Genomic DNA, 23814 nt, shown 5'->3' with positions numbered 1-23814 from the left:
CCGGAGACAAGTCGATGAAAGCACTGAAAATCTTTCCCGCCCTGCTGGCGGCCGCCTGCGCGCTGGGTGGGCAGGCCCATGTGTTTGCCCAGGACTGGCCGAGCAAGCCGGTGCGTATCCTGGTTGGCTCCGCCCCGGGTGGTGGCACGGATGCCATGGCCCGCGCCGTGGCCGACAGGCTGGGTCCATTGCTCAAGCAGCCGGTGGTGGTGGAGAACCGCCCCGGCGTGTCCAACACACTGGCGGCTGACGTCACCGCCAAATCCACAGACGGCCACACCATGGTGATGGGCGTGTCCACCGCGCACGCCATCGCGCCGCACCTGCTCAAGCTCGGTTACGACAACAACAAGGATCTGGTGCCCGTGGTGTTTGTCGGCGCGGTGCCGAATGTGCTGGTTGTCACCAATTCCCTGCCGGCGGACTCTGTCCAGTCGCTGATCAGGCTGGCCAAGGCCAAGCCCGGCCAGCTGAACTACGCCACCAGCGGCGCCGGCAGCACGCAGCACATTGCGGCGGAGATGTTCAAGGACCAGGCTGGTGTGTTCATCACGCATATCCCTTACCGCGGCAGCGGCCCGGCACTGGTGGACCTGGTCGGCGGCCAGGTGCAGCTGAGCTTTGACACCATGCCTGCAGTGATTGGCCAGGTCAAGGCCGGGCGCATACGCGCACTGGCCGTGGCCAGCGCCCAGCGCAACCCGCAATTGCCGAACGTGCCGACCATGGCAGAGGCCGGCCTGCAAGGCGTGGAAATGAGCGCCTGGTATGGCATCTACATGCCGGCAGCTACCCCCAAAGCCGTGCAGGACCGCGTTTATGCCGAAGTCACGAAAGTGCTGGCCATGCCCGAGACCCAAACCCGGCTGGGTGCCATAGGCGCCGACCTGACGCCCATGACGCAGGCACAGTTTGCGGCCTTCCACGTCGCCGAGAACAAACGTTATGGCGAGTTGATCGCCAGGAAAAACATCAAGCTGGACTGAAGCAATGAACGAGAAAAATGTGCCGGTAGTGGCCTTGACGCTGGGCGATGCAGCCGGCATCGGTCCTGAGCTGATTGCCAGGCTGCTGAGCCAGCCCGGCATCACAAAGGACGCCAACATTGTGCTGGTGGGCGACCCCTGGTTGTGGCAGGACGGCCAGGCCATTGCGAAGCAAAGTGTGGCCACGCAAGCTGTCAACAGCCTCGCAGAGGTCCGCACGCGGACTGAATACAAGCTGCCGGCTTTTCTTGCCGTAGACACCATCCGTGCGGACCAGGTGCAACGCAGCCAGGCGCAAGCGGCTTGCGGTGCCTCCGTGTTGCAGGTGCTCAACCTCTGCATGGACGGCGCCAAACGCGGTGAAGTTGATGCCATCTGTTTTGCGCCGCTGAACAAGTTCGCCATGAAGCAGGGCGGCCTCAAACACGAGGATGAACTGCACCACTTTGCCGAGTACCTGGGCGTGACCGGTTATTTCTGCGAGTTCAACACGCTGGGCGATTTGTGGACTTCACGCGTGTCCTCGCATATCCCGCTGAAGGATGCCGCGGCCATGCTGAGCCGGGAGCGCATCGTCGACGCGGCGCGCCTTATTTACCGGTCACTGCAGGCCAGCGGCACGGCCGAGCCCAGGGTGGCCGTTGCCGCTTTTAATCCGCATGGCGGCGACGGCGGCAGTTGCGGACGCGAAGAAATCGACATCATCGAACCTGCGGTCAAGGAGCTGCGCGCCAGCGGTTTTCCCGTTGACGGGCCTTTCCCTGCGGACACGATTTTCCTGAAGGCACGTGACGGCCATAAAGATTCACGATATCAGGCCATCGTCACCATGTACCACGACCAGGGCCAGATCGCCATCAAGCTGATGGGCTTCAGCAAGGGCGTGACGGTGCAGGGCGGCCTGCCGGTGCCCATCACCACGCCGGCGCACGGCACGGCCTTCGACATTGCCGGCCAGGGCATCGCTGATGTCAACGCCACGCTCAACGCATTTCGCATCGCCTGCCGCATGGGAGGACGCCTGTCGGCGCCTCCCCAAGGGGCGTAATAAGGCTCACCCCCACCCCAACCCTCCCCCATCCGGGGGAGGGCTCGAAAGACTCATCTCACCAGGAAACCATCATGAAAATCAAATCGGTGCGCGCGCGCGTTTTCGAGTGGAAAGGCAAGACCGTTCCACCGCAAGGCAACTTCTGCTCCAACGCCATGGACCTGGTGTACTCCAACACCGAATCCATGAGCACCTTTCGCTTCCACTCCTGGACGGTGGTGGAGATTGAAACCGACGACGGCATCATCGGCCTGGGCAATGTGGCCCTGGCACCGGCCATCGCCAAAGCCATCATCGACCAGTACCTGACGCCGCTGGTGCTGGGCCAGGACCCCTGGGACTACGAATACCTGTGGCAACGCATGTACCGCGCCACCCATGCCTGGGGCCGCAAGGGCGTGACCATGGCGGCGATCTCGGCGATTGACCTGGCGATCTGGGACATCCTGGGCAAGTCGGTCAACAAACCTGTTTTCAAGCTGCTGGGCGGCCGCACCAAGGAGAAAATCCCGGTCTACTACTCCAAGCTCTACCGCACCGACCTGAAGGAGATGCAGAACGAGGCCGAGAAGTTTTTGAACCAGGGCTTTACTGCCTTCAAGATGCGTTTTGGTTACGGCCCGGCGCACCTGCAAAAAGGTGTGGCAGAGAACCTCAAGTCGGTCGAGGCGATTCGCGAGGTCATAGGCTACGACACCGACCTGATGCTGGAGTGCTACATGGGCTGGAACCTGGAATACGCCAGGCGCATGCTGCCAAAACTGGAAAAGTTCGAGCCGCGCTGGCTTGAAGAGCCGGTGATTGCCGATGATATTGATGGCTACGCCGAGTTGAACCAGCTCACCAGCATCCCTATCTCGGGCGGTGAACACGAGTTCAGCCTTTACGGCTTCAAGCAGTTGCTGGATAAAAAAGCCGTGTCGGTGGTGCAGTACGACACCAATCGGGTAGGCGGTATCACGGCGGCGCACAAGATCAATGCCTTGTGCGAGGCCTACAGCGTTCCGGTGATCCCGCACGCCGGCCAGATGCACAATTACCACCTGACCATGAGCACCCTGGCCTCGCCCATGAGCGAGTACTTCCCCATGTTTGATGTGGAAGTCGGCAACGAGCTGTTTTATTACATCTTCGACGGCGAGCCCGTGGCCGAAAACGGCTTTGTGCAGCTCGACGACAACAAGCCAGGCCTGGGCCTTTCGCTCAAGACCGAATTCCTCAAAGACTTCAACATCATTGAGTGAGCGGCATGACTGCACGGTACAGGGGCGTTTTCCCGGTGGTGCCCACCACCTTTGACGACGCGGGCGGGCTGGACATCAGGAGCCAGTTGCGCTGCGTTGATTTCATGATCGATGCGGGCTCCAACGGCCTGTGCATCCTGGCGAATTTTTCCGAACAGTTTTTGCTCTCGGATGACGAGCGCGAAACACTCACGCAAGCCATCCTCAAGCACGTCGCCGGCCGGGTGCCGGTGATTGTGACCACCACGCATTTCGGCACGCGCGTCTGCGCAGAGCGCAGCCGCCGCGCGCAGGATGCCGGTGCGGCCATGGTCATGGTCATGCCGCCGTATCACGGCGCCACCCTGCGCGCCGGCGAGGAGAAGATTTACGAGTTCTATGCCGCGCTGTCGGATGCGATTGACATTCCCATCATGATCCAGGATGCGCCCATGAGCGGCACAACGCTGTCTGCGGCCTTCCTGGCGCGCATGGCCAAAGAGATAAGGCAGGTGTCCTACTTCAAGATCGAAACCGCCGGTGCGGCTTCCAAGCTGCGCGAACTGATCCGCCTGGGTGGCGATGCCGTCGAAGGCCCGTGGGATGGTGAAGAAGCCATCACCCTGCTGCCCGACCTGGACGCCGGCGCAACCGGCGCCATGACGGGCGGCGCCTACCCGGATGGCATACGCCGCATTGTGGATGCCTATGCCGCCGGCCGCCGGGAAGAGGCCGTGGCCGAATACACCCGCTGGCTGCCGCTGATCAATTACGAGAACCGCCAGGGCGGCATCCTGACAGCCAAGGCGCTCATGAAAGAAGGCAGCATCATCGCCTGCGACGCCCCGCGCCATCCGTTTTCGGCCATGCACCCCGAGGTGCGCGCGGGCCTGCTGGAAACCGCCCGGAGGCTGGAACCGCTGGTGCTGCGCTGGGCAAGATAGGCGTCCGGGATTCCGGCACGCCGCGAGGAACCAGGCACCGCCGGCGTTGATTGCCTCCTACCCATTGTGTGGGGCGCAAGGGCTTCAGCTATGCTGCGCGCGAGCAGGGCAGGGCAGGGCAGGTACGCGGAGGTTTTACCGCGCTGAAGACCGTCTACGCGCTGGCATGGTCTGCTCTGTCCGCAGAGAATTGGGCGTGATTTGACGGTTGCAAGCCGGTTTCGTGCCATCATGTGGCAGGTGATGCGCCCGCATTCAGGCGCTTACATTGAGTCGTCCCATTTGCTGGAGGTGTTGCGATGAAGATTTTCAAGGGCGCAATGGCGCTGTCATTTTCTGCTCTGATGTTGCCGCAGGCCATGGCCTGTTTTACCGTCTACAACACGGCCAACCAGGTGGTCTATTCCGGCATGTCGCCGCCCATAGACATGAGTTACCAGATCCACGAACGTTTGCCCGCTGTGTTCCCGGGTGGCCATATGGTGTTTGGCGACAGCATGGACTGTTCGTCCGTTGATGCACGCAAGGTTTCCCCCGAGCTGAGCAACGTGCCGGTCGCGTCCGCTGTGGTTGTCGCCAGGCCATCCAGCCGGGCGAGCCGCGCTGCGCGTAACCGTGAAGCGGACGCGCTTACAAAATAAGTGCAGGCCGCCTTTGATGCGGCGCGCAAATCCTGTTGGCCTGCCGCGCCCTGAGCGCGGTTTGCCTGTTGCTTATTTTCCGTTGATGGCCAGCAGTTCAATCTCGAACTGCAGCGTGGCGTTGGGCGGTATCACGCCGCCTGCGCCGCGCTCGCCGTAGGCAATTGCCGCCGGGCAGGTCAGCCTGGCCTTGCCGCCCACCTTCATCAGCTGCACGCCTTCGGTCCAGCAAGGAATGACGCGGTTCAGCGGGAATTCGGTGGGTTCGTTGCGTTTGTAGGAGCTGTCAAACTCCCGGCCGTCGGGGAAGGTGCCCTTGTAATGGACCTTGACCTTGTCGGACGCAAGCGGGCTGGCGCCTGTGCCGTCTTTCAGGGAGCGGTACACCAGCCCGCTTTTGGTGACGACTGCGCCGGCCTCCTTGCCGGCGGCGGTGGCCGCATCGGCCTGGGCCCAGGCAGCAGGCAGTGCCATCAGGGTGGTGACGGCAAAAGCGGCCGTGAGAAGCGTTGAGCGCATGAAAAATCCTTGTTGCTGGGAGAGGGGTTTGAAGAGGGTTGAGGCCTTGCGGGCTGCGGCATTTATACCCCTGTTTTTGCGCCGCAGCAGCTCTTTCGCACGGGTGCATTGCCGCGCGATTTTTGGCACAGGACTTTCTCCTACACCGGCCACCGTTCTCAAGCTACGTTCCGCGGCATGGCTTGTGATATTTTGGAGTGAGTTCAGGTCACGTCACGTCTCCAACAGAAAAAGCACCATGGCACTCATCACCTATATCGTTGAAGACAGCGCAACCATTCGGGAGAACCTGATTTCGACGCTGGAAGAAATTGCGCCAGTCAAGGTGGTCGGTTTTGCCGAAACCGAACATGAGGCCAGCCGCTGGCTTTCGGACCACAACGGTGACTGGCAGCTGGCCATCGTCGACCTGTTTCTCAAGGAGGGCAGTGGGCTGGGGGTGCTCAAGGGCTGCCAGAACCGCCATGCCGGCCAGAAAGTGGTGGTTCTCACGAACTATGCCACCAAGGACATCCGCCGGCGCTGCGCTGAACTGGGTTCTGACGCCGTTTTCGACAAGTCCAATGAACTGGATCAATTGCTGGATTACTGTACGGCCACCACCAACCACGGGCTGCACTGAAACCTTAAAGCCTGCTTCACCACTGTGTGCGGCTCAAAGGCCCAAAGCAGGCGGCCAGTGACTCAGCCTTGCAGGCGATAAAACGGTCGCGTGCCGGGCTGAACTGTATGAAGCGGGTATGCGCGGTACCGGGTTCGTCCACCACATCTCCCGAGCAGTCCTTTTTGCCGTTTTGTTTTGTTGAGGTCTCCACGACCTTGTAAAAGCCCTTTTCGCTGGCCTGCGGGGTAACGGTATAAATCCACTCCGTCACCGCATCGCCGCTGGTGCTGAGCATTGATCCATTGGCGCGGTACTGGAAGGTTTCCGTGCACTTGCCGCCAAACAGCGTCCAGTTCCAGCTGCCCACGATGGGGTGTGCTGGTGCGGCCGGCACAGCCGGGTCAGCTGCACGGGCTGGGGACAGCTGCAGTGCGGCGGCGCACAGCAGCACGGGGAGGATTGTTGGCCGGAGCAGAGTGTGTTGCAAGTCATTCATCCTGAAACGGTGCATTGCCGGTATTGGCTGCGGGTGCTACTTTTTTGATAGCTGGTTGCGCTCGCGTTTAATGAGCCAGAGGCCTAATTGGCGTCTGAAACTGATGTTGCAAGAGCGATTTTAGGTCCCGGCGAGGGTACTTTTCGAGTCCGTGTGGCATACAGGCGCTCCACCTTCCACCAGGGCGGCAAGAGTTCCAGCACTTCGGGCCGGGTAAACCTGTCGTCCATCAGGTAAATCACGCCAACATCAAGCTGTGTGCGTATTACCCGGCCGGCTGCCTGCACCACCTTTTGCAGGCCGGGGTAGAGGTAGGTGTAGTTGTAGCCGAGCTCGCCGCTGCCGTCCGTTTTGCTGTCGGCCTTGCCGTCAAAGTAGGCGCCCATGCGCTTCCTGATTTCCTCATTCACCGGGTTGACCTGCGGCAAACCGAGCGTGGCGACAAACGCGCCTATCAGTCGCCTGCCCGGCAAATCCACGCCTTCGGCAAACGCGCCGCCCAGCACGGCAAACCCTATGCCCTGCGAGTCGGGTGTGAAGCGCGCGAGGAACTGCTCGCGCCCGGCTTCATCCATCTGGCGTTTCTGTTCCCACGCGGAAATGTGTGGGTAACGCTCCCGGAACAGGGCAACAAGCTTTTGCAGGTAGTCGTAGCTGCTCAAAAATGCCAGGTAGTTGCCCGGTGTTTTTCCGTATTGCCGCGCCATCAGGTCGGCAATCGGCCCCAGCGACTGGTCCCGGTGCTGGTAGCGCGTTGAAATATTGCTGACTGCCGCAACCCGCAACTGCTCATGTGTAAAGGGCGACTGCACATCAATCCATGCCGTGCCGGCGGGCAGGCCCAGCGTCTCCCTGTAAAAATCCTGCGGGCTCAGGGTGGCTGAAAACAGCGCCACGGAATTCACCGCCGCAAAGCGCGGCGCCAGAAAAGGCGCGGGCACCACATTGCGGATATTCAGCGTGGCGCAGCCGTGGTCGCCCTGAAACGCGCTGGCCTCTGTTTGCGCTGAGTCATTGAGCGTGATGTCAAAAATGGAGTGCGCACCAAATGCATCTGCCATGCGCGAAAAATGCAGCGCCTCGAAATAAAAGGCCTGCAACTCGCCGTCAACCCGCGTAGGGTTGGCTACCAGGAAGTCGGTGATGCCGGTGATGGCCTGCTGCAATGCCTTGAGAAAACTGGCGGGCAGTTCGGTATGGACCTGGTAGGGCTCGGTCTGCAATTTGTGCAGGTCATTGAAGTTGCGGTTCAGGCGTTCCAGCGCGCCCCGGACGGCCCTGGGCGCCGATGCATGCACCTGGTGTAACTGGGCCTGTTCCAGCGTGGCCGAGTACATCTTGCGCGCCCGTTCGACCATGTTGTGGGCCTCGTCCACCAGCACGCTGACGCGCCACTGGTTGGTGAGTGTCATGTTGTAGAGCAGGGCGCTGCTGTCGAAAAAGTAGTTGTAGTCACCCACCGCCACATCCGACCAGGTCACCAGTTCCTGGCTCAGGTAATAGGGGCAGACCTGGTGCGCCAGCGCGACCTTGCGCAGGGCAGGTTTGTCCAGCATGCCTTCGCTGGCGGCGTAATGCACGGCGGCAACACGCGCTTGCGGCAGTCGGTCATAAAAGCCCCTGGCCAGCGGGCAGGCATCGCCGTGGCAGGCCTTGTCCAGGTGCTCGCAGGACTTGTCGCGCGCCACCAGTTCCAGCACGCGCAGCGGCAGGCCGCCGGCGCTGTCCTTGATCAGCGCCAGCGCGTCCAGCGCCAGCTTGCGTCCGGGTGTTTTGGCGGCCAGGAAAAAAAGCTTGTCCAGCTTCTTTTTGGGTGTGGCCTTGAGCAGGGGGAACACCGTGCCCACGGTTTTGCCAATGCCCGTGGTGGCTTGCGCCATCAGGCACTTGCCGGCGCTGCTGGTTTTGTAAACGGCTTCTGCCAGTTCGCGCTGGCCGGGCCTGAAGCTGGCATGCGGAAAATCCAGGGCCGTCAGGGCCGCGTCGCGCGCCAGCCGGTGCGCCAGCTCCTGATCGGCCCAGAGCAGGAAGCGTTCGCATTGCAACTCAAAATATTCCTTCAGTGATGCGGCGCTGAAGTGTTCGGTCAGCGGTGTTTCCTGCAAGCTGGCGACATCAAAGTACACCAGCGACAGGTTGATGCCGTCCAGGCCTTTTTCATGGCACAGCAGCCAGCCGTAGATTTTGGCCTGCGCCCAGTGCAGGTTGCGGCGGTTGTCCGGCATGGCATGCAAATCACCACGGAAGGTTTTGACTTCTTCAAGCTGGTTGAGCGCCGGGTCATAACCGTCGGCCCGGCCGCGCACGCGCAGGTTTTTGTACTCGCCCTCCAGGCTGACTTCGGCCTGGTAGCCGTCCCCGCGCCGCGAGGCGACGACCGCATGGCCCGCCATGCCTTCCTGCGCGGACGGGGCGGGCGTAAAACGCAGGTCCAGGTCGCCGTGTTTGGCCGTGAACTCGCATAAGGCCCGAACGGCTACAAGGTACTTCAATGAGGGCTCGCTCGGGTGGCTCAGTCGGCGACCGGCGTTTTGCCCTGTGCCGGGTCGTAGAAAAAACGTTCCTGCACAATCTTGTCGCCTCGCCAGCGCTGGTGTGCGAGCTCTTCCATGCGGAAGGTCCGGCCATCGGCTGTGACGTATTCAAAGATCCACTGGATCACCACCAGGTCGCCATCGACCAGAACCGACTGCGCAGGCAGCGTGCGCATCTCCCGGACGGCCGCCAGCGCAGCACGTTCGTGCGCCACCAGGTTTGCCAGTCCGCTGCGGGGCGGGTGGCTGTTTTCCTGCATGCTTGCGTCAGGCGCGTAAAACTGCTCGATGGCTTCCACATGCGCGCCGCTTTCAACAAGGGCGATAAACTGGTTGACAACTTGGCGTGTGGGCATGGCGGGCAGTCAGGAGGCGGTTTTTGAAGCGTTTTAGGTGCCTGGCCGACGTATGGTGCGCGCAGCCAGCTATTGTTTTGATAGCGTCCTGAATGGCGGTTTGCCGCACCGGAAGGCGTTTGATCCAGCGCCTTGTGGCCATTCCGGCGCCATTTTTAAGCGGTCTGTTTCATCATAGCGGTGTAGCGCCGCTGCATTTCTTCGGGCGCCACGTCCTCAATGCTGTGCCCCACATTCCAGCGGTGGCCGAAGGGGTCGCGAAAGCTGCCTGAACGTTCGCCGTAAAACTGGTTCTGTGCCGCCATTTCAAGTGTGGCGCCCGCGTCCAGGGCACGGGCGATCACCTCATCGCAGTTGTCCACATGCAGGTGCAGCGTGAAGACTGCAGGCGCGGTGCCGTCGGGCCCGAGGATGCCGTACTCCGGGTACTCTTCCGAAATCATCAGCGTGGCGTCGCCAAATGCCAGTTCGGCGTGGCCTATGCGGCCGCCGGGTTCTGTCAGCCTGAACTTTTCGGTGGCGCCAAACACCGCGCTGTAAAACGCGATGGCGTCATTTGCATTTCTGACGTGGATATAGGCATACAGCTCGTGAATGGCCATGATAGCTCCCGGAGTGACAGATGGTGAGGCCGCACAAACACGCAGTTTAGCGGGCCACCCTTACCGGGATGCCAAGCGCATCATTGCGGCTTGCCGCCGTTCAGCGCGTTTCCAAATTCCTCGCGCGACAGCTGGTTGTCCTTGTTGGTGTCGGCGGCATCAAAGTGTTTGGCCACATTGCGAAAGGCGGCGGCTTCCGAGCGGCTGATACTGCCGTCCCGGTTGGCATCGAGAAAATTGAAGGCGCGCTCCAGATCCTGGGCGGCATATTTAGGGGCGGCCGGTGTGGCGGGCGCAGCGGCAGCGGGTGGGGCAGCTTGCGCCTGGGCGTCTGCCTGGACTGGCGCAGCTGCAGTCGTGGTCTGGGCCTGTGCGTGCATGGCAAACAGGGCAGCGGCGGCGCTCAGGGTGAGCATCGTGGCCCACACCAGGTGCCTCGACTTGTGTGCAGTCTGCAGGGTTTGTGCGGAAATCTGTTTTTTCGGGCTATAGCTCATGGGCAGGGGTGCGGGTTTCGTCACCAATTGTGGAACACGCCTCCATTGGACGCTCATGCCGGCCGGAGTACCAGTGTTCTTGCACAGGGTTTCCTGGGTTTACATCAGCTCGACGGTCGGACACATCTTTTACAGGTCTGGTGCAGCCCTGGCGGGTTGACAGCACCGGTATTTGAATTGATACTAAGCTAAATGGTTAAGTTTGAAGACGAAAATGTCCTGAATGCCGTGTTTGCCGCACTGGCAGACCCGACCCGCCGCAAGGTGCTGCAAACGCTGGAGCACGGCAGCCGGTCGGTCGGTGAACTGGCCGCGCCGCATGGCATGTCCTTGCCTGGCTTTATGAAGCACTTGCGGGTGCTTGAGGATGCCGGGCTGGTCAGCCGCGCAAAGGACGGGCGGGTCGTCAATCTGGCGATCTCGCCCGAACCCATGCAGGAGGCCGCCATGTGGCTGTCCCGTTACGAGAAGTTCTGGTCCGGGCGGCTTGATGCGCTGGGCCGCTACCTTTATAGACAAGAGGAGTTGAACCCGTCATGGAAAGAAGCACAACCCAGGACCGTCCCGCCGTCAACATCACCCGGCATTACCCCGTCAGTCCTGAAAAAGTCTGGCGCGCGTGGACCGACCCGCAAGCGCTAGTGCAGTGGTTCGGCCCTGATCCGGCCGGCGTGGTGAGCATTGCCGATGTGGATCTGCGTGTGGGCGGCCGTTACCACATCCAGTTCGGTGTACCCGGGCAGGAGACCCATGATGTGAGCGGTAACTATCTTGAAGTCGAACCGCACCGTAGGCTGGTTTTTGACTGGTGCTGGAAAAGCACGCCGGAGCGCGTGTCGCTGGTGTCGCTGGCCTTCAAACTCTCGGGCGCCGGCACCGAGCTGGTGTTTGTCCATGAGCGCTTCTTCGACCAGGCCGCGCGCGATGGGCACAACCAGGGCTGGGCCGGCGCTTTCCTCAAGCTCGACAAACTGTTGGCTCCCGCGTCGTCTGCCGCCTGAGGTCAATCTGTCACCCTGAAAGGAGACTCCATGCTCGCCAACCGAAACGCCATGGCCACCATCGCCGTCAGGGACATGGCTGCCGCCAAAAAATTTTATGAAGGACAACTGGGTCTTACCCCGCTTGAAAGCGACCCGGAGGGCGTGCTCAGCTACCAGAGCGGCACCGCCACCGTGGTGGTGTACGTCTCACAGTTTGCCGGCAGCAACCAGGCCACGGCCTGCACCTGGGCCGTGGGCCGCGAGTTTGACAACATCCTTAAAGCGCTCAAGGCCAAAGGTGTGGTGTTTGAGCACTACAACATGCCCGGCATGACGCGGCAGGGTGACGCGCATGTGGCCGGTGACTACCGGGGCGCCTGGTTCAAGGACCCCGACGGAAACATCCTGCACATTCTCAATCGCTAGAACCTGCGTGTCGATGCCGCCTTGCATCAGGAATGGTTTGTGAAGCAGGAAATATCAACATGGAAAAATGCTGCCTGAAAACAGGCTTGCCGACACAGGCACCGTCATGAACCGGACCGGCGCTTTGCCGTATTGAAAGTCGTTTACAAGAAGGAAAAGGAGATACGAATGACAAAGAGTATGGACAACCGCAAGCGCTGGTGGGCGCTGATGGTGCTGTGCCTTGGGGTGCTGATGATTGTGCTTGATACCACCATCGTGAACGTGGCGCTGCCTTCCATACGCAGCGACCTTGGTTTTACCGAAACGTCGCTGGTCTGGGTCGTCAATGCCTACATGCTGACATTTGGCGGCTTCCTGCTGCTTGGCGGCCGGCTGGGCGACCTTTATGGGCAACGCCGCCTGTTCCTGGCCGGGCTGACGCTGTTTACGGTGGCCTCGCTGGCTTGCGGGCTGGCCAACTCGCAGGCTTTGCTGGTTGTTGCGCGAGCGGTGCAGGGCCTGGGCGGCGCGGTGGTCTCGGCCATTTCGCTGTCGCTGATCATGAATCTTTTCACCGAACCTGCCGAGCGCGCCAAGGCCATGGGGGTGTACGGTTTTGTCTGCGCCGGCGGCGGCAGCATTGGCGTGCTGCTGGGGGGCTTGCTGACTGACGCCTTGAGCTGGCACTGGATATTTCTGGTCAACCTGCCCATAGGCGCCGCGGTATTTGCGCTGTGCCTGATGCTCTTGCCCGGTGGCCGGGGCCAGGCCAGCGGCGCAAAGCTGGACGTCTGGGGCGCCGTCACGGTCACCAGCTCGCTGATGCTGGCGGTCTATGGAATCGTCAACGGTAATGAGGCGGGCTGGACGTCTGTGCAGACGCTTGGCCTGCTGGGCGTGGCCGTCGTATTGCTCGCCATGTTCCTGTCCATTGAATCTCGTGTGCAGACACCGCTGATGCCCCTGGGTTTGTTCCGCTTGCGCAATGTCGCCACGGCCAACGTGGTCGGCGTGCTCTGGGCGGCAGCCATGTTTGCATGGTTTTTTATCTCAGCGCTGTACATGCAACTTGTGCTGGGCTATAGCGCCATGCAGGTCGGGCTCGGCTTCCTGCCCGCGAACCTGATCATGGCCGCGTTCTCGCTGGGCCTGTCCGCCAAAATCGTCATGCGCTTCGGCATCCGGGCGCCTCTCGCGGCGGGGCTGCTGCTGGCCGCCGTGGGCCTGGCCCTGTTTGCCAGGGCACCGGTCGGCGGGCAATTTGTTGCAGACGTTCTTCCCGGCATGCTGCTGCTTGGCCTGGGCGCCGGCATGGCCTTCAATCCGGTGCTGCTTGCCGCCATGAGCGATGTGGACCCCAGTGAGTCCGGCATTGCGTCAGGCGTGGTCAACACCTCTTTCATGATGGGCGGCGCGCTGGGGCTTGCAGTACTGGCCAGCCTGGCCGCTGCGCGTACCGATGGCCTGGCCATGTCGGGCGCAGGCGCGCTGGCGGCACTCAACGGCGGCTACCAGCTGGCGTTTGTGATCGGCGCGGTGTTTGCCGCCGTGGCGGGTGTGCTGGGGGCAGTGTTGCTCAGGCCGGGCACTGCCATCGGCACGGGCCCGCAGGGCGAGCCTGCTGCTGTGACGGATGCTGCTGAGTGAGCGACAGCAGGCCAGGCGCAGCACCGGGGTGGCCTGTCGATAGTTTTCACCCGGGTGGTGACCATCTCGTGTCAAGCATCAGCGCCCATTGCTATGCGGGTACTGATGGCCTGAGCTGTTTCGATTGTCAAGCCGGTGAGTTTGTCGGTATCGATGATGCTCAGCCGGCTCTTGTCGAACACAATCGAAAGTGAGCCCCAAAGGCTTTCCTTGGGGCTGACAATGGGCGCTCCTACAGAGGCGTACTGTGACTGCAGCTCGCCGACGGAAAGGTAATGCCCGGCACGGCGGATCGCGGCGAAGTACTTGCGAAAGCCCGGCCAATCGCCCGGAAGCCCGGCCGCGACAGCCTCCTCACCGTGCTGGTCGAATACCTTGCGCAATTGCGGGCTTGAAAATGAAGCCAGGATCAGCTTGGGGGCTGAACCCAAAAACAAGGGCCTTGGGCGTCCACGGCCGTATAAAAGATGTGCCGGTACTGCGCCATACTCGCGGTGGGTATCGAGTACCTGGTTGCCGAACCAGCCAGAGGTGATGCAGTCGAATCCAGTTTTTTTCGCCAGCTCCTGCATCAGCGGTCGGGACACCCGCAGCACGGGATCTGAGAAGCGGATGTAGTGATCTAGCACAACGATCTTCGGGCCCAGCGCATACAAGGAGTTGCCAACCTGCTGCAACAGGTCGGCATTAAGCAGAATACGGACGTAGCGATAACCGGTCGGGCGCGATACGGCCAATACGTCGACTATCTCCTCTGCCGTCAGCGTCTGCTTGTTCTCATTAAAAAGGTCGAGCACGCTGAGAGTGCGTGCGAGGCTGGAGCTTACTGAATCGGACACTTCCGCTCCTCTGGTGGTCTATAAGCGCGTCACAGTCCCTGATCGCGCCGTTAGAAAGCTTTGCATTTTATTCTCGGGCGATGCAATTATGTTGCCAGCGCACGCAGTCCGCTGCTGCGCTCCCACACGACAGGAAGCGCCACATCGTCCGCAGGGAATTCGCCTGGCTGCACCCCCGGGTCGTGGCGCAAGCGCATGGTGCGGGGGCGTGGATCCCACTGTACGTCCTGTCCAAGGAACCGGACGGACAAGCCAATGCGCGTCTCGGTTGTAGATTTGTTTCCTGATGCGCCATGCACGGTCAAAGGGTGATGGCACAGCACATCACCAGGCTGCATGTCCCAGCTCAGGAGTTTTCCGGCCTGGTCGCCGGCATCACTGCCGTAGTCGGGGCAGACCGGCATGGATTCGTCCGCCAGGTTTGGATCGTAGTCCGGCGTGACGGCACGAAACATCTTGCCCCAGCGGTGCGATCCGGCCACGTACTGCAGGCCGCTGTTTTCCGTGGTAACCGGGCTCAGTGCAATCCACATGGAGATCAGGTCGTTGCCGCGGAACGGCCAGAACGGCAGATCGTTGTGCCAGGGTGTAGGTGCACCGGCGGACGGCGTTTTTACGAAGAGCTGGTCATAGTAAAAACGGATGCTGTCGGAACGCATCAGGGTCGCGGCAACTTCCGGTGCTGGCGAGCGGTCACGTAACAGGCGAAAGCGCCAGTCGAGGTCTGAGAGGTAGACATTCGAATAAAAACGTCCGCTGCCTGCTGTCTTGTTCTGCACTTCGCGCGGGCGACCGGCGCCGGAGTCCAGGGCTTCTAACGCCGCCTCCTTGAGCAGTTCGCACCAGTCTGAGTCGAACACGCCGCGCAGGCAGACCACGCCATCCCGCTCGAAAGCCTGGACATCCGCATCGCTCACTTGCGTTGCTGACCGGATCGATAAGGGTTGGTGGGTGGATGGGACTTCAATCGAACGGGAATCTTGTATTACTTGTTGCATCACAGTCTCCTTCATAAAAGAAATTTACCGAAACATTTGGGTTTGCCCGTACGCAACCTTGTGACTTCGCACGCCGACGTGGGCTACCCTGCACTCACGAAAATCCGCACAATAATTCTTAACTCAGTACCGGTTCAGGGCGCAACTTGCTGGAAACAGGCGCGGCCGTGCGTATCACTTCAGACCAGCGATCAATCAGATTGACAAGGGCATCTGCGTTTGTCGCTTGATCGAGCACGTAGCGGTCCGGTCGTAAAACCACCCAGCACGCACCCAACTCTTCGAGCCAGCCTGACAGCGCTTCGTCGGAAATCCAGGCCAGTGCGCCGGTGTCGACCAGTGCCCAAAGCGCCTGGGTCTGCCGGGTGCGTGCTAACGTCGCGCCGCACAGCACGAAGCGCGGTCCGGTCATGTCGTCGAGGCGCGAACCGTCACTCAGAAGGGGCTGACGGACCAGGGTTCCAGCCGACATGCTGCCCCCGTGCGCGCCGGGGCCGAGTGGCGGGGAGAGATTGACGATCTCATCATCGCCGGCGAGCATCCGGCGGTCGCGTTCGGCCGCCACATGCGGGTCGGTGGTCTGGATGATGCTGCCGAGCCTGACCGCTGTCTGGACGAACTCGCGCACGTGCGGCCGACGCTCGCTGCAATAGCTGTCCAGCAATTTTGCGTCAGCGTCACGGCAGATTGCGGCGAGCTTCCAGGCCAGATTCGAAGCGTCGCGAATGCCTGAGCACAGACCCTGGCCCAGGAAGGGCGGCATCAGGTGCGCAGCGTCTCCAGCGAGTATCAGTCGCTCATGCCGCCATTGGTTGGCGATCAGCGCATGAAAGGTATAAATGGCCCGTCGCTCCAGCCTTGCATCGCCGGGTTTGATCCACGGCGCCAGAAGACGCCACAGGGCTTCATCCCTGACGATGGTCTCCGGATCGTCTCCGGGCATCAACATGATCTCCCAGCGACGTCGTTGCCCCACGACATGGATGTAGGTGATGGGACGCTCCGGATCACAGTACTGAATGGTGATGTCGGGCAGCTCGACCTCCCGGATCATCACTGCGTCGATAACAAGCCAGGCCTGGTGCATGCCCATGTCTTCCATGCCGCCGCCAATGAGCTCGCGGACCATAGAGCGTCCACCGTCGCATCCGACTACCCAGCGGGCGCGCACATTGCGCGTCTGTCGGGTTTGTGCATCGCGAACCAGTATCCCGGCATGCTCTTTGCGGTCTTCGATGCCCTCGACCTGCGTGTTTAAACACACGTCGACGTTCTCGAAGCGACCCACGCCATCACGCAGCACGGCCTCGAGATCGGGTTGGTGGAATATGACATTGTTGGGCCAGCCTTGTGGACCTGAAGGGGGGCTGGGTTTGCGCTCCAGCAGCGTGTCACCTGCAACATTGAAGTACTTCATGCCAGCCGACAACCGTGACCGATGCAAAACCTCTGTGGCAAGGCCGATGGACTGGAAGATGCGCGCTACTTCGCCGTCAAAGTGCACTGCACGTGGCAGGTCCAGCGGAGCAGGCTCGCGCTCGAGCACCACTACGTTCAAGCCCTGCTGGCCGAGCAGATTGGCCAGCGTGGCGCCCGTGGGCCCATAGCCGACGATTGCAACGTCAACAACTGCCGACGACATGGCGCTTTCAGGCGCAGTCATGGGTAGGCCCTCTTCTTCATCTTTGGACTGACTCGGCCTGGGAGCGGACTGGAACTGAGCCTCTGGGCCGCCGCATGGACAAGTGGGGCCCTCAGGCAGGTAGATGGAATTCGAGTCGGCTTCATAATTTATGTTCTATTTATCTCAATGTGAGACTATTGTTATAAATTCAATTGAATCAAACAGTGGGGTTTGCACCAGTATCTCTATTTGATAATAAATTTAAAAATTACGAAGTGAGCAAATTTAAACTCCTGAAAAAGTTATTTTTTTGAGACTGCATTTCTGAAGCTCTGCCTGTTTATCTCGAAAAGGACGACGATATGAGATCTGTAAAAAAATCATTGAACTGGGTCAAGTTGGCTGGTATTGCGCTGGCTGCGGTTGTGAGTTGGGGCGCTCATGCTGACCCCATCAAACTGCGCTTCGCATCATTCGCCCCGGACACGGAGCAAACGTTCAAGACGGTGTTCAAGCCCTTCGCTGAAGCCGTCAACAAGGATTCGGGCGGAACGGTTCAGATTGAGCTGTTTCCCAATGGCGCACTGGGCCGCAATCCGGTTCAGCAGCCGCAGATGGTGCTCGACGGCATTGCCGACATAGCGTGGATAGTCCCGTCCTTCTCGCCCGGGCGTTTCCCGGAAACCGAGGTATTCGAATTGCCCGGACTGTTTCGTGACCTCCAGGAGGCCACGTTGGTGTTCACGCGCCTGATGGCTTCCAAAAAAATAAACCCGTTTGAGCAATTTGTACCGTTGGGAACCTTCACCACCGATCCTTACAGCATCCACAGTCGAACACCGATCAGGGCACTTGCAGACCTGAAGGGGCGCAAGATCCGCGTATCCGGCTCCATCGAGGGGGAAACCCTGCGCGCACTTGGCGCAGTGCCCATTGGTATGGCTACAACCGAAGTTGTTGAAGCCATCGCCCGCGGCACCATCGACGGCACCACGACTCACCCGTCCCCGTTGTTCGATTTTGGCTTCGTTCGTGTCGTCAACTCACACTACTTTGTGAAGCTTGGTGTATTGCCCATAGTGATGCTGATGAACAAGTCAAAATTTGACAGCCTGCCCAAGCCCGCGCAGGACGCCATCATCAAGCACAGCGGTATGTGGACTGCCAATCTCTTTAATGCAAACATCACGACCTACAACGCTGAGCTGGTAAAAAGGCTCGCGGATGATCCCAAGCGCACCCTCGTGACGCCGTCAGCAGCAGACCTTGCAAGCGCTCAGATAGCGTTTAACTCGGTCATCAAAACCTGGACCGAAAAGTCCCCCCGCAACAAGCAACTGCTGGAACTCGTGCAGGGTGAGCTGGCGGCAGTACGTGCAGGCAAGTAAGCCTGACGCCGCGAAAACTGCTGATCAGAAAAGGGATGTTTTGATGCTTATGACCTGTGAACGGCTGGCAATGCGCCTGGCAAGCGGAATCTCCATTGCTGGGCTGGTCGCCCTGATGTTCCTCGCGGTGCTTACCCTGCTTGATGGCTTGATGCGCTCCATCTTCAATCATCCGATTGAAGGGGTGCGCGACGTGGGATCACTTGCCATCGCAATCGGCATCAGTTGCTGCTTCCCGGTCTCCCTGATGGAGCGCAGCAACATTGCGGTTCGCTTTGTCGCCTCATTTCTGGGTTCGAGTGCCGGCCGTTTCTGTGACCTCATTGCCTCGGTTCTGACTGGCCTGGTCTTTTTCGGAATGGCATACGAGTTCACGCGCTACGCCTTCAAGTTGGGGCAGGCCCGCGAGACGACCTGGATCCTGCACATCCCGATCGCTCCTTTCTGGTATTGCGTAGCGGGCGTTCTTTGGTTGACAGTCCTGGTGCAGATCGTAATGATCGCAGTCGACGTCGCCAACCTGATCAACCCGGCGCGCGTCAATGCGCTCGCCCCGGAACATAACGGTCTTTCAAGGGTGGAGTCATGAGCGTCTTGACGATTGGGGCGATCGGTATCGTCGCGTTGTTTGTTCTGATCCTGCTGCAAGTGCCGGTCGGGATTGCCATGCTGGTGGTTGGTGTGGCTGGTTACGCCGCGCAAACTGGCTGGGGACCGGCGCTGGCGATGTTGGCCAGCGAACCCGCAGGACTGTTGTCCAGCGTCGACTTGGCCACCGTGCCCTTGTTCCTGCTGATGGGTACCTTTGCAAGTGCGGCAGGATTTTCAGCCGAGATCTATAACGCTGCTGCTGCCGTTTTAGGCCATCGCCGCGGTGGATTGGCCTATGCAACGGCGGGAGGTTGTGCAGCCTTTGGTGCCATCTGTGGCTCCTCAACCGCCACGGCGGCGACGTTCGCCAAAGCGGCACTGCCGGAGATGCTCTCGCGCGGCTACTCCCCGGGGTTCGCCGCGGGAACCATTGCAGCCGGGGGGGCGTTGAAGTCACTCATCCCCCCATCGGTCGCAATGATTCTGTATTGTGTCGCTGCCAAAACCTTCATCTTCGATCTCTTTATAGCAGCCATCATTCCTGCCGTTCTGACGATCGCTGCCAACCTGTTGATGATCGCGGTCGTCGTGCGCTTGCGACCCGAAATTGCACCCATGTCCGAGCGCCTGCCCTGGTCAGAGCGTTGGCCCTTGATCCGCGCAGCACTACCGGTGCTGTTCCTGATGGTCGTGGTGTTCTGCGGGCTCTACAGCGGCATCTTTACCGTCAACGAGGCTGCGTCGGTGGCGGCGGTGTTGTCCTTTGCGTTTGCAGCGATGCGCGGACGACTGACCCGTGTTGCAGTCTGGCGCGGCATGCGCGACTGTGCCTCTGCCAGCGCAATGATCTACATGATCATCATTGGGTCGACCATCTTTGGCGCCTTTATTGGCCTGGCCCAGATTCCAGAGGCACTCATCGCGCTGCTCAATGGAACGCAATTAAGCGGCTTGACCATCATCTTCCTGCTACTGGTGATTTACCTGATTCTTGGCGCGGTTTTTGATGAAATCGCTGCGATGCTCATCACTCTGCCATTTGTCCTGCCCATCATCACCCAGCTGGGCTACGACCCCATCTGGTGGGGCATTCTGAATATCGTGATCATAGAAATTGGCATGATCCTCCCTCCGCTTGGCATAGCTGTGTTCGTGCTGCATGGGATGGCGCCGCAGATATCTTTGAGCAAGATCTACAAGGGGGTTACACCTTTCATTCTTGCTGATATGTTCGTGTTGGCATTGCTGACCCTGTTCCCTGCGTTGTCGCTATGGCTGCCAAAGATCCTTCAAAACTAACTTGCGGGGCCGGCACCGCCACCTGCCTGCACAGGTGCGCTTGCGTTGCCTTGCCAATTTGGCGTTCACCGATTTTTGTAAATCCTTAACGCTTTACCACTCCATTTTTTCCACAGCTCAGCGTCTCTCGCGAAAGTGCCAACAATGCCGTCGAAATCAATTGATTCTGAAATACCTTTGCTGTACCACAATGACATGTCGGTTTGCGCTGCAAAAGTACGCAACGCGCTGCACGAGAAGGGTATCGCCTGGCAGGGAGTGAGGATGGACCTGCGCGCTGGCGATGTGCAAAAACCCGAGTACGTCAAGCTGAATCCGAACCAGGTGGTGCCCACCTTGGTGGACCGCGGACGGGTCATTATCGAATCCAACGTGATCCTCGAATACATTGAAGACCGCTGGCCAGGCACCGTGCGCTTGCGACCTTCCAGCCCTGCCGACATTGCCGCGATGAGGCTGTGGATGAAGCAGCTCGACGACGGTGTGCACGCGACCATTGGTACGGTATCTACCAGTATCGCTTTCCGTCATCAGTTCCTGGCGCGGCCAGCACCCGTGCTGCAGGCCTGGTACGACAACATGGTTGATGAAGCTCGCCGCAACCGCTTGCGCCTGGCCATCGAGCAGGGTATGGAGTCTGCGCAGTTTTCGCAGGCGGTCAAGCGCCTCATCAGGTTGCTTGATGATATTGAACGCGCGCTAGCCGACAGCCTTTGGCTGGCTGGACCGAACTACTCGCTGGCCGATATCGCTTACAGCCCCTACATGATCCGGATGGAGCACTTGGGCTTCGGCGACCTGCTTGCCGCGCGGCCGCGTATAGCAGACTGGGCACGGCGTCTTTACGCCACGCCAGGTTACATTGCCGGCGTGCACGGGTTTATGGATCCGGCCTACCTCACAATTTTTGAGCGCGAAAGACCAGCTGCGCGGCAGCGCATCAATGAGATTGCAGCAGTGCCACTGGCACGGTGAAGGCTTCAGGGTCTACAAAATAGAACCGATACGCACCAATGACACAAGCCTGTATTGCCGGCATCCATGGCCAATGTGCCGCGTGCGCTTGAAGTGCTTCTTTGCGGCTTGCCGGAAACTCTTCTCAGGTCGCCGTGAGCGCCTGGTAGGCTGCGGTTATACGGGTGGCGGCATGCTGCAGCACGGGCAGGTAGCGGCGTGTGGCCACGTCAAAAGCCATGGCGGAATCGATCCAGATAATGTTGACGCAGCCCAGCACGTGTGCGCCGTTCATGATGGGCACCGCGATGCTTGAGGTCTTGGCCATGAGCTCACGCTGCCGGGTACCGTAACCGCGGCGCCGTGTCGCGGCCAGCGCGCGGCGCACGGCCTCGGGGTCGCGCATTTTCTCCTGATCAGGGCCGGGAACCGTCGCAATGCGCTCCAGGATTGCCTTGCGCTCTTTTGCCGGTGTGAAGGCGAGGTAGGTCCAGCCGGCCGCGGTGCTCAGCATGGGCAACTGGCGCCCGACCCATGAGCGCTCTATCGACAACGGGCTGCGGTAATGTGTCGTGGAACGGATGACCATTCCCTCATCTTCGTAAGTCGTGATATCCGTAGGCCACACCACTTCATCACAAAGCTCAGCCAGCACGGCATCGGCAATATCGGTGATCCAGTCTTCGTCCTTGTAGCCGCCGGACAGGCTTTTGACCTTGAGTGTCAGGCGGTACGCGTCGCGCAGGGACGTGCGGCGCAGGAAACCTTCGGTGCGCAAGGTTTCAAGAAGGCGGTGTACGGTGGGCCTGGGAAGGCCTGTGCGGCTGGCTACTTCAACTGATGTCGCATGCCCGAGCGCATTGACGGCGCGCAGCACGGCCAGGCCCCGCTCAAGCCCTCGTACGGAATGGTAGGAGGATTCGCTCATGGACAGGCAATGTTCAAGGGCTGGACATTCAGTTGAAATCGTTTGACGCCGGATCATAGCAAGCCATATCCTTCGCCGGTCGCGTCGCCTGATGACGCTGAAGGAAAAACATGACCCGTCCCCCTGATGCCCAGCTAACCCACCTGGGACTTTATGTTCGCGACCTCGATGCGATGGTCGCTTTTTACGGCGACCTGCTTGGCATGGTGGTGACCGACAGCGGCGAACTGCGCGGCGGGCGCATCACCTTCATGAGCCGGAATGCCAACGAACACCACCAGCTCGTGATGGTCAGCGGACGTCCTGATGACGAGTACTCACCCGTCAGCCAGATGTCATTCCGTGTCAAATCACTGGAAGACCTGCAGTACTACAACCGCACCGTTGCAAAAATGGGCTTGCGTGATCTGCGCCCCTCAAACCATGGCAATGCGTGGAGCATCTATTTCCTGGACCCCGAGGGCAACCGGATAGAGATATACGCGGGATCGCCCTGGTATGTGAACCAGCCCTACCAGCAACCGCTGGACCTTGACGCGCCGGCCGACGAGATTCGTGCCAACACAAAAGCCATGGTAAGCGGCGACGCAAGTTTCCAGTCGCATGAGACATGGCAACGCGCTTTAAGCGAGCGCCTGTCCGGCTGAGACGCACGGCCAGCATTCCCCTTTTTCCTTTTACACGAGACATAAACAACCCATGAGTACCGATATGAATACCCAAGCACAAGCCGCCACGAGCGTCGCACCTTTTCGCAGCGTATGGTCCGAATTGCGTGAAACCTCATTCCGCCAGGGCTGGATAGACGCGGGTGGTATCAGTACGCGCTATATCCAGGCCGGACCGGAGGATGGCCCGCCACTGCTGATGGTGCACGGCACCGGCGGCAGTTGGGAATGTTTTTGCGCCAACCTGGCGGTGTTTTCAAAACACTACAACTGCTATGCCTTTGACACGATAGGCTCAGGTTTTAGTGGCAAACCCGACATCGACTATGAGATATCCGTGTATGTCGAACACGTGAGCAATTTCATGAAGGCCGTGGGGGTGGACAAGGCGTCCATCTTCGGTGTGTCGCTTGGCGGCTGGATCGCCTCGCGTTTCGCCCTGACCTATCCGGAAAAGGTACAAAGCCTGGTGCTGGTGTCCGCTGCCGGCCTGCTTACCGATGCGCAGACGTCCCTGGATATCAAGGGTGCGCGCTTCAAGGCCGTGGACGACCCGAGCTGGGAGAACGTCAGCTCCGTTTTCAAAGGCCTGATCCTTTTTGAGCACAACCGCATTCCCGATTTTGTTGGCGTGCGCCAGGCTGTGTACCGGAAACCCGGCATGCGCCGTGCCATGGAGCACATCCTGTGTTTGCAGGAGCCAGCCATGCGTCCACGTAACCTGATTGCTGAAGCCGAATGGCAAAGCCTGCAGGCGCCCACGTTGCTGATAGGCGCGGTGGATCACAAGGACATCTTTCTTGAGACCGCACAACGTCTTTCGAAATTGATCCCGAAGGCCGAGTATCTGGAAATCCGCGGTGCGTCTCACTGGGCGCAGTTCGAATCGTCGGAAGAGTTCAATCGTGCAGCTCTGGATTTCCTGCAACGCACAGTGCGCTGATTCATTCAAGGACGCGCGCGCCTGGTTGCCAGTCCAATCAGGCCAGCCATGACAGTTGCCCGTCAAAGACCCGATACATCAAGAGGAGACA

Annotated in this window: 26 protein-coding genes; 16 read left to right on the top strand and 10 right to left on the bottom strand. The window is 60.1% G+C overall.

Translation table 11 applies throughout. The features are described from left to right. The first annotated feature begins 14 nt into the window (after positions 1-14). The 5 genes from ACFQND_RS20990 (at position 15) to ACFQND_RS20970 (ending at position 4845) form a co-directional block, all read left to right on the top strand. Positions 15-986 carry a Bug family tripartite tricarboxylate transporter substrate binding protein gene (locus ACFQND_RS20990; RefSeq protein ID WP_371434340.1) on the top strand — a complete coding sequence of 324 codons (972 nt, stop codon included), beginning with the start codon at positions 15-17 and terminating at the stop codon, positions 984-986. Positions 987-990: 4 nt separating this feature from the next. Further along, positions 991-2034 (top strand): 4-hydroxythreonine-4-phosphate dehydrogenase PdxA, encoded by a 1044-nt coding sequence (locus tag ACFQND_RS20985; RefSeq protein ID WP_371434341.1) that lies wholly within the window; start codon positions 991-993, stop codon positions 2032-2034. Between the two features lie 74 nt (positions 2035-2108). Further along, entirely contained in the window at positions 2109-3281 is a 1173-nt protein-coding gene (locus ACFQND_RS20980; RefSeq protein ID WP_371434342.1) for an L-rhamnonate dehydratase, read from the top strand. A 5-nt stretch (positions 3282-3286) separates the two neighbouring features. Continuing rightward, on the top strand, positions 3287-4204 hold the full coding sequence (locus ACFQND_RS20975) for a dihydrodipicolinate synthase family protein (protein WP_371434343.1): 918 nt from the start codon (positions 3287-3289) through the stop codon (positions 4202-4204). Between the two features lie 299 nt (positions 4205-4503). Then, entirely contained in the window at positions 4504-4845 is a 342-nt protein-coding gene (locus ACFQND_RS20970; protein WP_371434344.1) for a hypothetical protein, read from the top strand. Positions 4846-4917: 72 nt separating this feature from the next. On the opposite strand, the gene ACFQND_RS20965 is transcribed toward ACFQND_RS20970, so the two are convergent. Beyond that, the gene (locus ACFQND_RS20965) at positions 4918-5364 is read right to left on the bottom strand and encodes an FKBP-type peptidyl-prolyl cis-trans isomerase (RefSeq protein ID WP_371434345.1); all 447 of its coding nucleotides are present in this window, start codon (positions 5362-5364) and stop codon (positions 4918-4920) included. 238 nt (positions 5365-5602) lie between these two features. On the opposite strand from ACFQND_RS20965, the gene ACFQND_RS20960 reads away from it, so the two are divergent. Continuing rightward, positions 5603-5986 carry a response regulator transcription factor gene (locus tag ACFQND_RS20960; RefSeq protein ID WP_371434346.1) on the top strand — a complete coding sequence of 128 codons (384 nt, stop codon included), beginning with the start codon at positions 5603-5605 and terminating at the stop codon, positions 5984-5986. 16 nt (positions 5987-6002) lie between these two features. Here ACFQND_RS20960 and ACFQND_RS20955 read toward each other — a convergent pair whose 3' ends face one another. The 5 genes from ACFQND_RS20955 to ACFQND_RS20935 form a co-directional block, all read right to left on the bottom strand. Further along, complete coding sequence (locus tag ACFQND_RS20955) at positions 6003-6455, bottom strand: hypothetical protein (protein ID WP_371434347.1); 453 nt, start codon at positions 6453-6455, stop codon at positions 6003-6005. 92 nt (positions 6456-6547) lie between these two features. Beyond that, positions 6548-8956, bottom strand: a complete 2409-nt coding sequence (locus tag ACFQND_RS20950; protein ID WP_371434348.1) for an ATP-dependent DNA helicase — start codon at positions 8954-8956, stop codon at positions 6548-6550. Between the two features lie 20 nt (positions 8957-8976). Then, positions 8977-9354, bottom strand: coding sequence for a nuclear transport factor 2 family protein (locus tag ACFQND_RS20945; protein WP_371434349.1), 378 nt, complete (start codon positions 9352-9354; stop codon positions 8977-8979). A 155-nt stretch (positions 9355-9509) separates the two neighbouring features. Further along, positions 9510-9956, bottom strand: a complete 447-nt coding sequence (locus tag ACFQND_RS20940) for a VOC family protein (protein ID WP_371434350.1) — start codon at positions 9954-9956, stop codon at positions 9510-9512. Between the two features lie 80 nt (positions 9957-10036). Then, positions 10037-10510 (bottom strand): EF-hand domain-containing protein, encoded by a 474-nt coding sequence (locus ACFQND_RS20935; RefSeq protein ID WP_377414493.1) that lies wholly within the window; start codon positions 10508-10510, stop codon positions 10037-10039. Between the two features lie 135 nt (positions 10511-10645). Here ACFQND_RS20935 and ACFQND_RS20930 point away from each other — a divergent pair, with 135 nt between their 5' ends. The 4 genes from ACFQND_RS20930 (at position 10646) to ACFQND_RS20915 (ending at position 13491) form a co-directional block, all read left to right on the top strand. Further along, positions 10646-11095: an ArsR/SmtB family transcription factor gene (locus tag ACFQND_RS20930; protein ID WP_371434352.1), complete on the top strand. Its 450-nt coding sequence runs from the start codon at positions 10646-10648 to the stop codon at positions 11093-11095. Beyond that, positions 10990-11454, top strand: a complete 465-nt coding sequence (locus tag ACFQND_RS20925; RefSeq protein ID WP_371434353.1) for an SRPBCC family protein — start codon at positions 10990-10992, stop codon at positions 11452-11454. The genes ACFQND_RS20930 and ACFQND_RS20925 overlap by 106 nt, the downstream gene beginning before the upstream one ends. Before the next feature lie 30 nt (positions 11455-11484). Beyond that, a complete protein-coding gene (locus tag ACFQND_RS20920) occupies positions 11485-11862 on the top strand; it encodes a VOC family protein (RefSeq protein ID WP_371434354.1) in 378 nt (125 codons plus the stop codon). 168 nt (positions 11863-12030) lie between these two features. Further along, entirely contained in the window at positions 12031-13491 is a 1461-nt protein-coding gene (locus ACFQND_RS20915; protein ID WP_371434355.1) for a DHA2 family efflux MFS transporter permease subunit, read from the top strand. A gap of 71 nt (positions 13492-13562) precedes the next feature. Here ACFQND_RS20915 and ACFQND_RS20910 read toward each other — a convergent pair whose 3' ends face one another. The 3 genes from ACFQND_RS20910 to mhpA form a co-directional block, all read right to left on the bottom strand. Beyond that, positions 13563-14330: an IclR family transcriptional regulator gene (locus ACFQND_RS20910; protein ID WP_371434356.1), complete on the bottom strand. Its 768-nt coding sequence runs from the start codon at positions 14328-14330 to the stop codon at positions 13563-13565. An 86-nt stretch (positions 14331-14416) separates the two neighbouring features. Continuing rightward, entirely contained in the window at positions 14417-15328 is a 912-nt protein-coding gene (locus ACFQND_RS20905) for a phytanoyl-CoA dioxygenase family protein (protein ID WP_371434357.1), read from the bottom strand. Positions 15329-15446: 118 nt separating this feature from the next. Then, complete coding sequence (mhpA, locus tag ACFQND_RS20900) at positions 15447-16991, bottom strand: bifunctional 3-(3-hydroxy-phenyl)propionate/3-hydroxycinnamic acid hydroxylase MhpA (RefSeq protein ID WP_371434358.1); 1545 nt, start codon at positions 16989-16991, stop codon at positions 15447-15449. Between the two features lie 323 nt (positions 16992-17314). Here mhpA and ACFQND_RS20895 point away from each other — a divergent pair, with 323 nt between their 5' ends. The 4 genes from ACFQND_RS20895 (at position 17315) to ACFQND_RS20880 (ending at position 21205) form a co-directional block, all read left to right on the top strand. Continuing rightward, the gene (locus ACFQND_RS20895; protein WP_371434359.1) at positions 17315-18340 is read left to right on the top strand and encodes a TRAP transporter substrate-binding protein; all 1026 of its coding nucleotides are present in this window, start codon (positions 17315-17317) and stop codon (positions 18338-18340) included. Beyond that, positions 18327-18929 carry a TRAP transporter small permease gene (locus ACFQND_RS20890; protein ID WP_377414489.1) on the top strand — a complete coding sequence of 201 codons (603 nt, stop codon included), beginning with the start codon at positions 18327-18329 and terminating at the stop codon, positions 18927-18929. Before ACFQND_RS20895 ends, ACFQND_RS20890 begins: the two co-directional genes overlap by 14 nt. After that, positions 18926-20230 (top strand): TRAP transporter large permease, encoded by a 1305-nt coding sequence (locus ACFQND_RS20885; protein ID WP_371434361.1) that lies wholly within the window; start codon positions 18926-18928, stop codon positions 20228-20230. Before ACFQND_RS20890 ends, ACFQND_RS20885 begins: the two co-directional genes overlap by 4 nt. 177 nt (positions 20231-20407) lie before the next feature. After that, the gene (locus ACFQND_RS20880; RefSeq protein WP_377414486.1) at positions 20408-21205 is read left to right on the top strand and encodes a glutathione S-transferase family protein; all 798 of its coding nucleotides are present in this window, start codon (positions 20408-20410) and stop codon (positions 21203-21205) included. 124 nt (positions 21206-21329) lie between these two features. Here ACFQND_RS20880 and ACFQND_RS20875 read toward each other — a convergent pair whose 3' ends face one another. After that, the gene (locus tag ACFQND_RS20875; RefSeq protein ID WP_371434363.1) at positions 21330-22112 is read right to left on the bottom strand and encodes an IclR family transcriptional regulator domain-containing protein; all 783 of its coding nucleotides are present in this window, start codon (positions 22110-22112) and stop codon (positions 21330-21332) included. Between the two features lie 110 nt (positions 22113-22222). On the opposite strand from ACFQND_RS20875, the gene ACFQND_RS20870 reads away from it, so the two are divergent. Both ACFQND_RS20870 and ACFQND_RS20865 read left to right on the top strand, forming a co-directional pair. Next, positions 22223-22759 (top strand): VOC family protein, encoded by a 537-nt coding sequence (locus ACFQND_RS20870; protein WP_371434364.1) that lies wholly within the window; start codon positions 22223-22225, stop codon positions 22757-22759. Positions 22760-22823: 64 nt separating this feature from the next. Then, a complete protein-coding gene (locus ACFQND_RS20865) occupies positions 22824-23723 on the top strand; it encodes an alpha/beta fold hydrolase (protein ID WP_371434365.1) in 900 nt (299 codons plus the stop codon). The last annotated feature ends 91 nt before the right edge of the window (positions 23724-23814 follow it).

The organism is Polaromonas aquatica (assembly GCF_042659145.1).
Taxonomy (GTDB): Bacteria; Pseudomonadota; Gammaproteobacteria; order Burkholderiales; family Burkholderiaceae_C; genus Polaromonas; species Polaromonas aquatica.
The sequence above is the reverse complement of the archived record's forward strand: the minus strand, read 5'-3'. Positions and strand labels throughout refer to the sequence as shown.